12 protein-coding genes are annotated in these 13,932 nt (G+C 71.9%); 1 reads left to right on the forward strand and 11 read right to left on the reverse strand.

Going from position 1 to position 13,932, the window contains the following annotated elements:
• Positions 1-12: 12 nt before the first annotated feature.
• The 8 genes from AC27IY_RS44045 to rpmE form a co-directional block, all read right to left on the reverse strand.
• Complete coding sequence (locus AC27IY_RS44045) at positions 13-1,302, reverse strand: glycosyltransferase family 4 protein (RefSeq protein ID WP_344209470.1); 1,290 nt, start codon at positions 1,300-1,302, stop codon at positions 13-15.
• A 57-nt stretch (positions 1,303-1,359) separates the two neighbouring features.
• Positions 1,360-2,625: a serine hydroxymethyltransferase gene (locus AC27IY_RS44050; protein ID WP_487181646.1), complete on the reverse strand. Its 1,266-nt coding sequence runs from the start codon at positions 2,623-2,625 to the stop codon at positions 1,360-1,362.
• A 54-nt stretch (positions 2,626-2,679) separates the two neighbouring features.
• The gene (locus AC27IY_RS44055) at positions 2,680-3,054 is read right to left on the reverse strand and encodes a hypothetical protein (RefSeq protein ID WP_364448974.1); all 375 of its coding nucleotides are present in this window, start codon (positions 3,052-3,054) and stop codon (positions 2,680-2,682) included.
• A complete protein-coding gene (locus AC27IY_RS44060) occupies positions 3,054-5,321 on the reverse strand; it encodes a hypothetical protein (RefSeq protein ID WP_487181647.1) in 2,268 nt (755 codons plus the stop codon). The genes AC27IY_RS44055 and AC27IY_RS44060 overlap by 1 nt, the downstream gene beginning before the upstream one ends.
• Before the next feature lie 117 nt (positions 5,322-5,438).
• Complete coding sequence (locus AC27IY_RS44065) at positions 5,439-6,086, reverse strand: L-threonylcarbamoyladenylate synthase (protein ID WP_344209479.1); 648 nt, start codon at positions 6,084-6,086, stop codon at positions 5,439-5,441.
• A gap of 21 nt (positions 6,087-6,107) precedes the next feature.
• Complete coding sequence (prmC, locus tag AC27IY_RS44070) at positions 6,108-6,962, reverse strand: peptide chain release factor N(5)-glutamine methyltransferase (RefSeq protein ID WP_344209481.1); 855 nt, start codon at positions 6,960-6,962, stop codon at positions 6,108-6,110.
• On the reverse strand, positions 6,959-8,011 hold the full coding sequence (gene prfA, locus AC27IY_RS44075; RefSeq protein WP_423444125.1) for a peptide chain release factor 1: 1,053 nt from the start codon (positions 8,009-8,011) through the stop codon (positions 6,959-6,961). The genes prmC and prfA overlap by 4 nt, the downstream gene beginning before the upstream one ends.
• 103 nt (positions 8,012-8,114) lie before the next feature.
• Complete coding sequence (rpmE, locus tag AC27IY_RS44080) at positions 8,115-8,333, reverse strand: 50S ribosomal protein L31 (RefSeq protein WP_111179920.1); 219 nt, start codon at positions 8,331-8,333, stop codon at positions 8,115-8,117.
• Positions 8,334-8,531: 198 nt separating this feature from the next.
• Between rpmE and AC27IY_RS44085 the strand changes: the two genes are divergently transcribed.
• A complete protein-coding gene (locus AC27IY_RS44085) occupies positions 8,532-9,566 on the forward strand; it encodes a hypothetical protein (RefSeq protein WP_423474583.1) in 1,035 nt (344 codons plus the stop codon).
• Between the two features lies 1 nt (position 9,567).
• On the opposite strand, the gene AC27IY_RS44090 is transcribed toward AC27IY_RS44085, so the two are convergent.
• From AC27IY_RS44090 to rho, 3 genes are all read right to left on the reverse strand, one after another.
• Positions 9,568-10,203 carry a response regulator gene (locus tag AC27IY_RS44090; protein WP_344209491.1) on the reverse strand — a complete coding sequence of 212 codons (636 nt, stop codon included), beginning with the start codon at positions 10,201-10,203 and terminating at the stop codon, positions 9,568-9,570.
• Positions 10,204-10,213: 10 nt separating this feature from the next.
• A complete protein-coding gene (locus AC27IY_RS44095) occupies positions 10,214-11,473 on the reverse strand; it encodes a sensor histidine kinase (RefSeq protein WP_449948735.1) in 1,260 nt (419 codons plus the stop codon).
• Positions 11,474-11,626: 153 nt separating this feature from the next.
• The gene (gene rho / locus AC27IY_RS44100; protein WP_487181648.1) at positions 11,627-13,642 is read right to left on the reverse strand and encodes a transcription termination factor Rho; all 2,016 of its coding nucleotides are present in this window, start codon (positions 13,640-13,642) and stop codon (positions 11,627-11,629) included.
• Positions 13,643-13,932 lie beyond the last annotated feature (290 nt).

Below are 13,932 nucleotides of genomic sequence, written 5' to 3' on the forward strand. Positions count from 1 at the left end.
TCTAGTTCGCGATCAAGAACGGCTCGGAAATGCTGGAATGACCGGATTGCCGTCGGCGGCCGCGCGCTGCGCGCCCGGCCCGTCAGGCGGCTGCTGCATCCGCCGCCTGACCTCGGGCTCCGGCGGGATCGGCGGCATCGGGCCGGTGGGCGGGCCGTCGTCGTCGGGCTGCTTGCCGCGCGAGGCCGCGTGCGTGCCGCCCCGGCCCCGCCAGCGCGGCAGCGCCATCAGCACGAGCACCGCCAGCGCGAACACGATGACCACGGGGAACAGCAGGACCGGCACGCCGATCGTGGACATGCCGACGATGCCGAACGCGAACAGGAACGCCCAGGCGTACATGATGAGCACCGACCTGCGGTGCGAGTGGCCGATGTCCATCAGCCGGTGGTGCAGGTGGCCGCGGTCGGGCGCGAACGGCGACAGCCCCCGCGAGGTGCGCCGCACGACCGCCGTGATGAGGTCGACCAGCGGCAGGATCAGCACCGCCGCCGGCAGCAGCAGCGGCAGCAGCACCGGCACCTTGTTCATGCCCTCGATGATCCCCGGGTCGACTGGGGTCACCGTGACGATGGACGAGGCCAGCACGAGCCCGATGAGCATCGCCCCGGTGTCGCCCATGAAGATCTTCGCCGGGTGGAAGTTGTGCGGCAGGAAGCCGAGGCAGGTGCCGATGAGGATGGCCGCGATGGCGGCCGTCGTGGTGATGCGCCCGCCGCTGATGTTGACGGCCAGGAAGATCGAGTAGGCCCAGGTCGCCATGCCGGCGATGCAGACGATCCCGGCCGCGAGGCCGTCGAGGCCGTCGACGAAGTTGACCGCGTTGATCGTCACCACCACGACCATGATGGTGATCACGGTGCTGAGCGTGAGGTCGAGGCTGACGGACCCGCCCCAGTCCTGCGGCAGCGGGATGTAGAGCAGGCGCATGTCGAAGAAGGCCAGCACGCCCGCCGCCGCGACCTGGCCGCCGAGCTTGATGAAGGCGTCCATGCCCCACCAGTCGTCGAGGAACCCGGTCAGCGTGATCAGCCCGCCGGCCACGATGAGCGCCGTGACCGCGTTGCCGTCGGTCTCGTTGAGCGCCTTGCCGGTGTGCGTGAGCTGGCTGGCGACCAGCAGCCCCGCCACCAGTCCGCCGTACATCGCCAGACCGCCCAGGCGGGGCGTCGGCGTGGTGTGCACGTCGCGGTCACGAACCTCCGGCATGGCGCCGATGCGGATCGCGAAGCGCCGCACGAGCGGGACCAGCAGATAGGTCACCGCCGCCGCGATGAGCGCCATGAACAGGTATTCGCGCACGACCCTAGTTTCCCGGATGTCCCGGCCAGGTGTGACCGGAAAACGACACAGACCAGCTTAATATTCGCTGAGATATGGCCGATAGATGGTCAGCAGCGCCGTGACTCTCTCCCTGACCTCCTCGGCGGCGCCGGGTTCGCGGACCGCGGTGGCCACGAGCTTCCCGACCTCCACCAGCTCTTCCGGCCCCAGCCCCTGCGTGGTGACGCAGGGCGTCCCCACCCGGATGCCCGAGGTGACCGCCGGGGGCTCGGGGTCGTACGGGATGGCGTTGCGGTTGAGCGTGATGCCCGCCGCCGCGCACCGCCGCTCGGCCTCCGCCCCCGTCACGCCCGTGTCGCGCAGGTCGACCAGCGCCAGGTGCGTGTCGGTGCCGCCCGAGACCGCCCGCATCCCCTCCGCGCCCAGCGCCCCGGCGAGCGCCTGCGCGTTGGCGACCACCCGGCGCGCGTAACCGGCGAACTCCGGCCGCAGCGCCTCGCCGAACGCCACCGCCTTGGCCGCCACCACGTGCATGAGCGGCCCGCCCTGCAGGAAGGGGAACACCGCCCGGTCGATCCTGGCGGCCAGCTCGGCGGTGCACAGGATCGCGCCGCCGCGCGGCCCGCGCAGCGTCTTGTGGGTGGTGAACGTCACGATGTCCGCGTACGGGACCGGCGACGGGATCGCACCGCCCGCCATCAGCCCGATCGGATGGGCCGCGTCCGCCAGCAGCCACGCCCCCACCTCGTCGGCGACGCCGCGGAAGGCCGCGTAGTCGATCAGCCTCGGGTACGCCGTGGCGCCGCACACGATGACCTTCGGCCGGTGCCGCAGCGCCAGGTCCCGCACCTCGTCATAGTCGATCAGCTCGGTGTCCCTGCGCACCCCGTACGGCACGACGTCGAACCACCGTCCCGAGAAGTTCACCTTCGAGCCGTGCGTGAGATGGCCGCCGTGCGCCAGGGCCATCGCCAGCATCGTGTCGCCGGGCTGGAGGAGCGCGGCGTAGGCGGCCAGGTTCGCCGAGGCCCCTGAGTGGGGCTGGACGTTGGCGTGCTCGGCGCCGAACAGCCGCGTCGCGCGCTCGATGGCCAGCCGCTCGGCGCGGTCCACCACCTCGCAGCCGCCGTAGTAGCGGCGGCCCGGGTAGCCCTCGGCGTACTTGTTCGTCAGGGTCGAGCCCAGGGCGGCGAGGACGGCGGGCGAGGTGTAGTTCTCGCTCGCGATGAGCTGCAGCCCGCGGCGCTCGCGGGCCAGCTCGTCGAGCAGCACCTCGGCGAGCTCCGGATCGTTCCGCCGCAGCAGCCCGAAGTCCGGGCCGTAGTAGGGTTGCGCACCCATTCCCCCACTGTACGACCCGGTGTCCGGCTCTCCGAGGAGCGGGTCCGCCGCGCGTCAGGGGAACGCGTGGGGGGCGCTCGTCTTCACCGGGATCCAGCGGGGCGTGTCGTGAGCTTCGTCACTGATCGCCGTCAGCACCGCGTGCCGGTAGACGGCCAGCCTGGTGCGCCACTCGCGGATGTCCTGGACGTACCGCTCGCCGACCGGGGCGTCCCAGGTCTGCGGGCTCCTGGCCAGGTTGAACGCCTTGTCCAGGGTCGTCCTGAGTGACTCCAGCTGGGGCAGGACGGTCTGCCAGGCGACCACCAGGCGTTGGTACTCCGGGTTGAACTCCCAGGCGGCGGGCTGGTTGTCCAGGGGGCCGGTGGAGGTGGCCGGGGGGCGTTCGTCCACGGCTTTGGGGCGGGGGGCCGGGGGGTCGGCGTACATCACGCGGTCCTTTCCGGCGTCTCGGGATTTCGGGGGGTGGGCCGGTCGGGGTCGATCGTGCCCGGGGGGCCGTCGGGCCGGATGTCCTGGGCGGGCCGGGCGTCGGTGCCGTGGTCGCCGGGCTCGGCGGGCGGGATGCGTACGGACGGGATGTCCTGGGGGTGGGCGGCCCGCGGGACGTCCAGATCGGGAGCCGTCGGCCCGAAGGACACCACGTCACCGCCGTTCCCGGCCCACCCGGGGATCTCTCCCCCAGCCGTGATCCGCACCTGCGCGCCACCGTGAGCCCCGCCGCCCTCCGCGCCGGCACCGCCGTACCCGTGGGCGACCACCGAGACGCCGGGGTCGTCCATGAGCCTTATCCCCGAACCTCCCGAGCCGGCCCCGCCACCAGCCGCCGCCTCATAACCCGACCCCGGCGCGGCGCCCTGGCCGGATCCTGGAGTGCCGTCACCGCCGGAACCCGGTGCGGTGCCCTGGTCGGACCCTGGAGTGCCGTCACCGCCGGAACCCGGCGCGGTGCCCTGGCCGGACCCTGGAGTGCCGTCACCGCCGGAACCCGGCGCGGTGCCCTGGCCGGACCCTGGCGTGGCGTCCCCGCCGGTTGCCGGTGGCGTGGTGCCGCCGTTGCCTCCGGTCGCGCCCTCGCCGCCTCCTCCTGGTGCGGTGCCTGCCGCCCCTGCGCCGCCGCCGTCGGCCGCCGGGGGTGTCGGCGGGATGACCACCCCTTGGTTTCCGCCCGAGGCCGAACCGCTGTCGCCGCGAGCCGTGCCGGTGTCGCCCGGCGTCGTACGTTCGCCGCTCGGCGTCGTCGTACCGGCGTCGCCCGGCGTCGCACGTTCCCCACTCGGCGTCGTCGCACCGGCGTCGCCGCGCGCGGATCCTGCGCCGTCCGGGCTCGCGCCGCCACCAGGTGGCGTGGGATCCGCGCCACCCGACTCCGAGCCGATGCCGCCAGGGGTCGCGCCCGTGCCGGCCGAGGGGGCGCCGGCGTCCCCCTTACCTGTGCCCTCTGGTGTCGTGTTGTTTCCGCCCGGGGTGCGGTCGGTGGTGGAGTCGCAGCCTGTGTCCGGGCCTGTGCCCGGGTTCGAGGGCTTGTCGTCGATCGGTGTGATGGTCGTCGCGCTGCTGTCGTCCCGCGGGTAGGCGGCTTCGACGGTGCCGCTGTCCGCTGGTGGGGTCGTGGACGAGGGGTCGTTCGGGTTGATGGAGCCAGGGGTGCCGTCGGGGCGGATGTCGCGTCCGGCCCATTCGCCCTTGCCGTACTCGCCTGCCGGCGCCTCGACGCTCGGCATGTCCTGGGGTGGGATCTCGCTCGTGCCGGGGGTCGCTGGTGCGCCGGGGTCGGTCGTGGGTGGTTTGGGCATTTCGGCGGGTTGGGCCTGGTCGGCGTTCCTGAGCATGTTCTCGACCTGCTCGGCCGTGGGCGGGTCCAAGGGGATCTGGAGGACTTTGACCCCGTCTACTTCGACGACATGGGGTTTTGTAGCTGCTGTGTCGTCGGGGTGGTTCTTGGCGGGGGTGTCGGTGACGCCGTTGTCGTCCTTTCTCGTCCCCGTGCCCGTGTCGGTGCCTGTGCCTGTGTCCTTCCCGGTCCCGGTGTTCTTGTCCCCGGTGCCGTCACAGGACTTACCGTCAGCATCGGGCTTCCCGTCGGACCCCTTCTTCCCGTCGGATTCGGTCTTGCCGTCGGATTCGGTCTTGCCGTCAGCGCCCGTCTTGCCGTCAGCGTCAGGCTTCCCGTCGGAACCGGTCTTGCCGTCCGACCCCGTCTTCCCGTCGGACCCCTTCTTCCCGTCAGAGTCGGTCTTGCCATCAGCGCCCGTCTTGCCGTCAGCGTCGGGCTTCCCGTCGGACCCCTTCTTCCCGTCAGAGTCCGTCTTCCCGTCAGCGCCCGTCTTGCCGTCAGCGTCGGGCTTCGGGGTTTCCTGGGTGGGTTTGTCGCCCCCGCGTACGTCCTTCGCCCCTTCGTCGTCCCCCGGCCGTCTGCCGGGCGACACCGGATCAGCGGGGCGGGTGGTGTCGGACTTGTCGGGCTGCTCAGCCCGTTTCTCCAGCACCGCGAGCCGCCCGTTCACGTCCTTGACCATGGCGTCGACGGCCTCGGCGACCTGGACGGGGCGGTGCGTGGCCCGTACCGACACCCCGGCGCGGCCCAGCGCGGAGCGGACGCGGTCCTCGACCGCCCGCATCTCCGTGGCCGCGTGCTTCGCCTCGGACAGCAGCTCGCGCACGAGCTTGGGATCCATGCCGTCGTACTTGCCCATGGGCCACTCCCCGACGTCTAGCCGCTCCGGGCCTCACCGTAATCACGGCCGGAGCGCCACCGCAGCCGGGATAAGCAGACGGTATACGTCGAGCGGCAGGTCATCCCGCCCGGAGCGTCAGTCGTCGGTGGCGACGTACCCGATGATGCCGCGCAGCTTCTGGACCGGAATGGCCCCGCGCCGCAGCAGCCGGGGCACGGCGGTGGTGAGGTCGAGGATGGTGGAGGGCGTGTCGTCGGTGGTCTTGCCGCCGTCGAGGTAGACCGCGACCGACTCGCCGAGCTGCGTCTCCGCGTCCTCCGCCGTCGTGGCGGCCGGGGCGCCGGAACGGTTGGCGCTGGAGACGGCCATGGGGCCGGTCTCCTTCAGCAGTTCGAGCGCCACCGGGTGGAGCGGCATGCGGACGGCCACCGTCCCCTTGGTGTCGCCCAGGTCCCAGGAAAGGGCCCTGTTGGCCTTGCAGACGAGCGTGAGCGGCCCCGGCCAGAAGGCGTCGATGAGATCCTGCCCGTACGGCCCCAGGTCGTCCACGAGCGCTGTGGCGGCTCGTACGGTGCCCACGAGCACCGGCGGCGGCATGTCGCGCCCGCGCCCCTTGGCGTCGAGCAGGGCGGTGACGGCGGCCGGGGTGAAGGCGTCGGCGCCGATGCCGTAGACGGTGTCGGTGGGCAGCACCACGAGCTCGCCCCTGCGTACGGCCTCGGTGGCCTCCTTCAGCCCCTCGGCCTTCTGCTCGGGGTCCGAGCAGTCAAAGCGTCGTCCCACGGATAGCTCCTCGGTGGTGACTCAGTCCTGGCCCAGCCGGGCCGTGACGAAGCGGTCCCTTCTGGTGAGGTCCTGGCGCAGGCGCACGTCGCGCCAGCCGTTGTCCTCGGGGAAGGTCAGGTAGACGGCCCGGCCCTGCTGGTCGGCGTGCTCGACGGCCACCCAGCCGCCCGGCCGCAGCAGCCGGCGGGCGGTGCGCTCGACCGCGCGGACCTCCTCGAGGCCGTCGTCGCCCGAGCCGTAGAGCGCGCGGGCGGGATCGTAGTCACGGACCTCCGGGTCGCGCGGGATCGCGCCGGGCGGGATGTAGGGCGGGTTGGAGATGACCAGGTCGACCTTGCCGTCGAGCTCGGGCAGCGCCTCGGCGAGGTCTTCCGGGTGCAGGTGGGTGCGGCCCTGGCCGAGCTCGGTGATGTTGCGCTTGGCCCAGGTGTAGGCCGCGGGATCGACCTCCACGGCGTGCACCTCGGCCAGCGCGACCTCCTGGGCGATCGACAGCGCGATGGCCCCCGAGCCGGTGCCGAGGTCCACCACGAGCGGCGCGTTGACGTCCATCTCGCGCAGCCGTTCGATGGCCCAGCCGGTCATGACCTCGGTCTCGGGGCGCGGCACGAACACGCCGGGCCCGACCGCGAGCTCCAGATAGCGGAAGTAGGCGTGGCCGGTGATGTGCTGCAGCGGCTCACGGGCCTCGCGCCGCGCGACGCCCTCCCAGAACAGCGCGTCGAAGTCGGCGTCCTTGACCGTGTGGAGCTCGCTTCTGCGCACGCCGTGGACGAACGCCGCGATCTCCTCCGCGTCCGTGCGCGGTGAGGGCACGCCTGCCTCAGCCAACCGGGCGGTGGCGAGGGCGATCTCGTCCAGCAGCAGACTCATGAGTGTTGTGCGAGCTTCTCCGCCATCTCGGCGTCGATGAGGGACTGGGTGACGGCATTGAGCTCACCGTCGAGCACCTGGTCGAGGTTATACGCCTTGAAGCCGACGCGGTGGTCGGAGATGCGGTTTTCCGGGAAGTTGTAGGTGCGGACGCGCTCCGAGCGGTCGACCGTGCGGACCTGCGACTTGCGCTCGGCCTGCGCCGCGGCCTCGGCCTCCTCCTGGGCGATGGCCAGCAGCCGGGCGCGCAGAATGCGCATCGCCGACTCCTTGTTCTGGAGCTGGCTCTTCTCGTTCTGGCAGGAGACGACGACGCCGGTCGGCAGGTGGGTGATGCGGACCGCGGAGTCGGTGGTGTTGACGCTCTGGCCGCCGGGGCCGCTGGAGCGGTAGACGTCGATGCGCAGGTCGTTGGGGTCGATCTGGACCTCGACGTCCTCCGCCTCGGGGTAGACGAGCACGCCGGCGGCGCTGGTGTGGATGCGGCCCTGCGACTCGGTGACGGGCACCCGCTGCACGCGGTGGACGCCGCCCTCGAACTTGAGCCTGGACCACACGCCCTCGTCGCCCTTGGCCTTGATGGCGACCGTGACGTCCTTGTAGCCGCCGAGGTCGGACGGCTGGGAGTCGATGACCTCGGTCTTCCAGCCGAGCCGCTCGGCGTAGCGGAGGTACATCCGCAGCAGGTCGCCGGCGAACAGCGCGGACTCCTCGCCGCCCTCGCCCGCCTTGATCTCCATGATGATGTCCTTGTCATCATTGGGATCGCGCGGGATGAGCAGGTGCTTGAGCCGCTCCTCCAGCTGCGGGACGCGCGCTTCGAGCTCGGCGGCCTCGGCCGCGAACGACTCGTCCTCGCCGGCGAGCTCCTTGGCCGCGCTCAGGTCCTCGCGGACCGTGGCCAGCTCCCGATAGGTGGTCACGATCGGGGTGAGCTGGGAGTAGCGGCGGCCCAGGGTGCGGGCCTTGGACTGGTCGGCGTGCACGGCGGGGTCGGCGAGCTGCAGCTCCAGCTCGGAATACTCCTTGAGCAACTCGTCGAGGTTCACCGTGGGTCCTTGAGGTGTGTGGATCGGCCAGGGGCGTGGTGTCGCTTACCGACAACGCCGACCCGGCGCACGCGGATGTGCGGCCGGGCCGGCGTGTGGTGAGCTACTTGCCCGCGGCCTTCTTGCCGAAGCGCTTCTCGAAGCGCGCCACCCGGCCGCCGGTGTCCAGGATCTTCTGCTTGCCCGTGTAGAACGGGTGGCAGGCGGAGCACACGTCGGCGTGGATCACGCCGTTCTTGGCGGTGCTGCGGGTGGTGAAGGTGTTACCGCAGGAGCAGGAGACCTGCGTCACGTGGTAATCGGGGTGGATGTCGCGCTTCATCGCTGTCCTTTCGGGCTGCGGCCGCCGGGTCGCCGCTAGGCATGGCGTGAACCGGAACCGCAAAATGGTCAGCTACCAGTGTGCCAGATCGTGCAACCATCCCAGGCCATCGTGCATTCCCGCGCACCGCCCCCGCACTCCGCGCGTCGCCGCAATAGGCTCCTTTGCACCATCCCTCACTCTTGTTAGGAACTCCGGATGAGAAGAAGGCTGAGGTCGCTGCTCGCGACCGCCATGGGGGCCGCCGTTCTCCTGGGAGGCACCGGCACGAGCGTCGCCGACGCGACCGGCCGCACGGCCGCGGGCGACTTCACGGGCGAGGCGTCGGCCAGCGCCTCCGTCCCGCTGCAGAACGAGGTCGAGGGCACCGTGACGCTCAACCTCAAGGACCCCGCCCAGGTCACGGGCGTGACCGGCGGCATCGAGGCGCCGGGCAGAGCCGCGCGTACGGTGACGTTCGACTTCCGGCCCGGCGACGCCTCGGCCACGCAGCGGATCACCGGCAGGTGGCGGATCGCCGCGGACGACCCGGCGGGCGAATGGAAGCTCAACGTCGCCGTCACCCGCGACGGCGGCACGAGCAACACGCCGTTCGTCGTACAGGTGGCCGGCAAACAGGGCATCACCGCCGCCAAGGTCACCCCGGATCCGGTGAGACTCGTCACCGGCAAGGACGTGAAGGTCACGGTCGAGGCGAGCGTGAAGGACGCCTCGAAGGTGTCGGCCAAGCTCGTCAGCGCGGGCGGCGGCGAGTTCTACGACCTGGGCGACCTCGCCAGAGAGTCGGACGGCAAGTACCGCGGCACCACCTACTTCGCCGACGACACCGCGCCGGGCGACTGGACGCTGGAGGTGTACGCGCACAAGGGCGGCCAGACGCTCAAGGGCGTGGCCGGCTTCACCGTCGCCGAGCCCGTCAACGGCGCCTCCAAGAAGGCGCGGTCGAGGGTCACGATCTCGGCCCCGGCCAAGGTCACGGCGGGCAAGAAGGTCAAGGTGTCGGGGAAGGTCTACCGCGGCTCGAAGGCGTACCCGCGCAAGATCGTCGAGGTGTACTTCAAGGTCAAGGGGACCAAGACGTACAAGCTGCTCGGCTTCGCGAAGACCACCTCGACCGGCAGGTACGCCAAGACGTACACGGCCCGCAAGGACGGCTACTACCGCGTCAGGGTGCCCGGCACGAAGACCACCAGCGCCTCGCTGTCGCCGCAGGAGTTCGTGGACGTCCGCTGACTCATCGGCCCAGGTAGGTGAGCACGGCGAGCACCCGCCGATGGTCCTCGGGCGCCGGCCCGAGGGCCAGCTTGGCGAAGATGCCGGAGATGTGCTTCTCGACCGCGCCCTCGGTGACGACGAGCCGCGCGGCGATGGCGGTGTTGGAGCGGCCCTCCGCCATGAGGGCCAGCACCTCGCGCTCGCGCGGGGAGAGCGAGTCGAGCGGCGCGCCGCGGCGCTGCCTGCTGAGGAGCTGCACGACGACCTCGGGGTCGATGACCGTGCCGCCCGCCGCCACCTGACGCACCGCCTCCAGGAACTCGGTCACGTCGGCCACCCGCTCCTTCAGCAGATAACCGACGGCCCGGCCGATGAGGTCGCCCGCGTAGCGCTCCTCGACGTACTGCGACAGGACGAGGATCGGGAAGTCGGGACGCTCGGCGCGCACCCGCAGCGCTGCCCGCAGGCCCTCGTCGGTGTGCGTGGGCGGCATGCGTACGTCGACGATGGCCAGGTCGGGCCGGTGCGCGCGGACGGCGGCCTCCAGCGCAGGCCCGTCGGCGACGGCCGCGACCGTGTCGATGCCGCCGTCGGCCAGCAGCCGGGCGAGCCCTTCGCGCAGGAGTACGGAGTCCTCGGCGATCACCACGCGCATGGCCCCATGCCTACCACTCGCAGGGCAGCTCCGCACGCACGATGGTGGGGCCGCCGACGGGGCTGTGCACGACGAGCACGCCGTCGATGGTGGCCGCCCGGTCCGCCAGCCCCGCCAGCCCGCCGCCGGGGGTGACGAGGGCGCCGCCGACGCCGTTGTCCCACACGTCCACGACCACGGCCGCCCGTTCCCTGAACACCGACACCGACGCCTCCGTGGCGACCGCGTGCTTGGCCATGTTGGCCAGCGCCTCGGCGACGATGAAGTACGCGATGCTCTCCACCGCGGCGGGCGGCCGCTCGGTCAGCTCGACCGTGACGTCCACGCGGACGGGGGCCCGCGCGGCCAGCCCCGACAGCGCGGCGTCGAGCCCGCGGTCGCTGAGGATGGCCGGATGGATGCCCCTCGCGAGGTCGCGCAGCTCGGCGATGGCGGCCTTCGTGCCGGCGTGGGCCTGGACGATGAGCTCGCGCGCCGTCTCGGGGTCGGTGTCGAACTTGGCCTGCGCCCGCCCGAGGTCCACCGCCACCGACAGCAGCCGCTGCTGCGCGCCGTCGTGCAGATCGCGTTCGATCCTGCGCCGCTCGGCCTCGGCCGCGTCCACCCCCCGGGCACGGCTGACCCGCAGCCGCTCCTCCTCGGGTGCGCCGAGCAGCACGGTCGCGAGCGTCCCGTGCAGCCAGCCCATCGCGCGGGCGAGGTAGGCGGTCAGCACGAGCAGCACGAGCCCGGCGGGCACGCACAGCCAGGCGCCGACGTGGTCCTCCACCGCGTACGTCTGGCCCTCGGCCACGCTCGCCGCCAGGATCGCCGGCGCGAGGAGCAGCACCGCCGTCGACACCCACAGCCCGAACGACACCACCGTCTCGACCGCGCCGAGCGGCAGCAGCATGAGCAGGTAACCCAGGTCCTTCCAGGTCGCGGGGTCGGTGACGAGCCACTGGAGGTACGCCGCCACCCCGCCCTCCGGCCGCCGCCGGTACGGGTCCGCGATGCGCACCCCGAACGCCACCCGCAGCACCCGCCGCTCCAGCATCGCCCCGCCGCGCCACATGAGCACGGTCGCCATGGCCAGCGGCACGCCCACCCACACCACCGCCAGCGTGAGCGAGACCGGCACCGCGAACGACAACAGCAGGAACCAGCCGAGCCCGATCGCCCCGCTGACCAGCAAGTACGCCGCCGCCCGCCACGTCATGGGATCGGCCAGCACTCCCAGCGGCCCTTTGGGTCCCCAGGGCACCCGGTCCTTCAACGCCACGGATCGCATGCCCTCAAGCCTGCACCGCCCGGCTCCGCGCCGGAATGGAGCTGACTCGTGTCCGGGGGTGGGGCTAGCCCCCGTATCGGCCCCCGTATCGTCCCCCGTGAACGCGGAAAGGGCGGCAGGTGAGTCACCTGCCGCCCTTCGCCGTCGCGGTCGCTAGTCGCGGTCGCTGCTCACCGTGGTCTTCTGGACCTGCAGGAGGAACTCCGCGTTGGACTTGGTCTCCTTCATCTTCTCCAGGAGCAGCTCCAGCGCCTGCTGCATGTCGAGTGCGTGCAGCACCCGGCGCAGCTTCCAGACGATCTGGAGCTCTTCCCTGGCCATGAGGATCTCTTCCTTACGGGTGCCGGACGCGTCGACGTCCACCGCGGGGAAGATGCGCTTGTCGGCGAGGGAGCGGTTGAGCTTGAGCTCCATGTTGCCGGTGCCCTTGAACTCCTCGAAGATGACCTCGTCCATCTTGGACCCGGTCTCGACCAGGGCCGTGGCGAGGATCGTCAGCGAGCCGCCGTTCTCGATGTTGCGGGCGGCGCCGAAGAAGCGCTTGGGCGGGTAGAGGGCCGTGGAGTCGACACCACCCGACAGGATGCGCCCGGACGCCGGCGCCGCCAGGTTGTAGGCGCGGCCGAGACGGGTGATCGAGTCGAGCAGGACGACCACGTCGTGGCCCAGCTCCACCAGGCGCTTGGCGCGCTCGATGGCGAGCTCGGCGACCGTGGTGTGGTCCTCGGCGGGACGGTCGAAGGTCGAGTGGATGACCTCGCCCTTCACCGACCGCTGCATGTCGGTGACCTCTTCAGGCCGCTCGTCCACGAGCACGACCATCAGGTGGCACTCGGGGTTGTTGCGGGTGATCGCGTTGGCGATGGCCTGCAGCACCATCGTCTTGCCGGCCTTGGGCGGCGAGACGATGAGGCCGCGCTGGCCCTTGCCGATCGGGGAGACGAGGTCGATGATCCTCGTGGTGAGGATGTTGGGCTCGGTCTCCAGACGCAGGCGCTCCTGCGGGTAGAGCGGCGTCAGCTTGTTGAAGTCGGGCCGGTTGCGGGCCTGGTCCGGGTCCATGCCGTTGACGGTGTCGAGGCGGACCAGGGCGTTGAACTTCTCGCGCCGCTCGCCCTCGCGGGGCTGGCGGACCGCGCCGGTGATGACGTCGCCCTTGCGCAGGCCGTTGCGGCGGATCTGGGCGAGCGAGACGTAGACGTCGTTGCTGCCCGGCAGGTAGCCGCTGGTCCTGACGAAGGCGTAGTTGTCGAGGATGTCGAGGATGCCGGCGATCGGGATGAGCACGTCGTCGTCGCCGATGACGGGCTCGCCCGCCTCGAAGCGCTCGCGGCCACGGCCACGGTTGCGCTCCCTGAAGCGGCCACGGCGGCCACGGCCACCGCGCTCGTCGTCGTCGGCGCCGCCGCCCCGCTGGTCGCCGCGCTGGTCGCGCTGGTCGCCCCGCTGGTCGCCCCGGCTGCCCGCGTCGGCGGCGCGACCGTCGGCCCTGCCGTCGGTGCGGCCACCCTCGCCGCGGTCACCACGGTCAGCACGGTCAGCACGGTCACCGCGCTCGCCCCGGTCACCGCGCTCGCCACGGTCGGAGGAGCGCTCGGAGGAGCGGTCTGCGGAACGCTCGCCGCGCTCACGGCGCTCGCCGCGGCTGCGGCGCTCCCTGCGGCTCTCGCCGCGCTCGGCGCGCGACTCGCCCTGGCCGCCGTCGGCGGCCTGGGCCTGCTCGACGACGGTCTCGGCGGGCGCGGCCACGGGCTCGGGCGCCTGGGCCACGGGCTCCGGCGCGGCGGCCACGGGCTGCGGCGCGGGCTCCTCGACCGCGGTCTTGGCGCGGGAACGTTCCCTGCGTGCCCGGGTGGGCCGCTCGGCCGCGGGGGCCGTCTCGGCCACGGGGGCGGGCGCCTCCGCGGCGGCCGCGGGGGCCGGCGCGGCGTCGCCCGTGCCGCCACCCTGCTTCTCCTGGATGGCCGCGATCAGCTGGCTCTTCCGCATGCGCCCCGTCCCGCTGATGCCCAGCTCAGCTGCGATCTTCTGCAGCTCGGGCAGCACCTTGGCGGACAGGCCGGTGCCGGAGCGACGCGCACGGGGCTTGGCCGCGGCGCGAGTGGGGGTGTCGCCGGACGCGGGCTCAGCGCCTGGTGCGTCGGAGAGGAGTTCGGTGGTGTCGCTCAACTAAAAGGTCCTTCCCAGGGGTCGGGCGCCGGTTTTGTTCTGCCGGGCGTCCCGGAGGTGCTTGCGATCCGGCGGGACAGACCGGGTCGGGGTGCACTTTGCGATCTTCGGCTGTCGCTGGAGACGGCCGCCACTCTTGGGGAGGGGTTGGTCACGCCGCCGCTGGGCCGTGGCGCGTGCCTGACACCCCCCAGATTGCTGTCGCCAACCAGATGTCGATTGGATTCGAACGCGCAGATCCCCGTCGAAGACGCCTCGGTTCGGGCCAACCGGGTGTGGGCCAACCGGAG

It is taken from the genome of Nonomuraea sp. B208, assembly GCF_057536035.1.

Excerpts from the sequence above, each read along its gene's own strand:
- AC27IY_RS44050 (WP_487181646.1), bottom strand. The coding sequence starts at position 2,625 with ATGGGTGCGCAACCCTACTACGGCCCGGACTTCGGGCTGCTGCGGCGG.
- AC27IY_RS44055 (WP_364448974.1), bottom strand. The coding sequence starts at position 3,054 with ATGTACGCCGACCCCCCGGCCCCCCGCCCCAAAGCCGTGGACGAACGC.
- AC27IY_RS44060 (WP_487181647.1), bottom strand. The coding sequence starts at position 5,321 with ATGGGCAAGTACGACGGCATGGATCCCAAGCTCGTGCGCGAGCTGCTG.
- prmC (WP_344209481.1), bottom strand. The coding sequence starts at position 6,962 with ATGAGTCTGCTGCTGGACGAGATCGCCCTCGCCACCGCCCGGTTGGCT.
- rpmE (WP_111179920.1), bottom strand. The coding sequence starts at position 8,333 with ATGAAGCGCGACATCCACCCCGATTACCACGTGACGCAGGTCTCCTGC.
- AC27IY_RS44085 (WP_423474583.1), top strand. The coding sequence starts at position 8,532 with ATGAGAAGAAGGCTGAGGTCGCTGCTCGCGACCGCCATGGGGGCCGCC.
- AC27IY_RS44090 (WP_344209491.1), bottom strand. The coding sequence starts at position 10,203 with ATGCGCGTGGTGATCGCCGAGGACTCCGTACTCCTGCGCGAAGGGCTC.
- AC27IY_RS44095 (WP_449948735.1), bottom strand. The coding sequence starts at position 11,473 with ATGCGATCCGTGGCGTTGAAGGACCGGGTGCCCTGGGGACCCAAAGGG.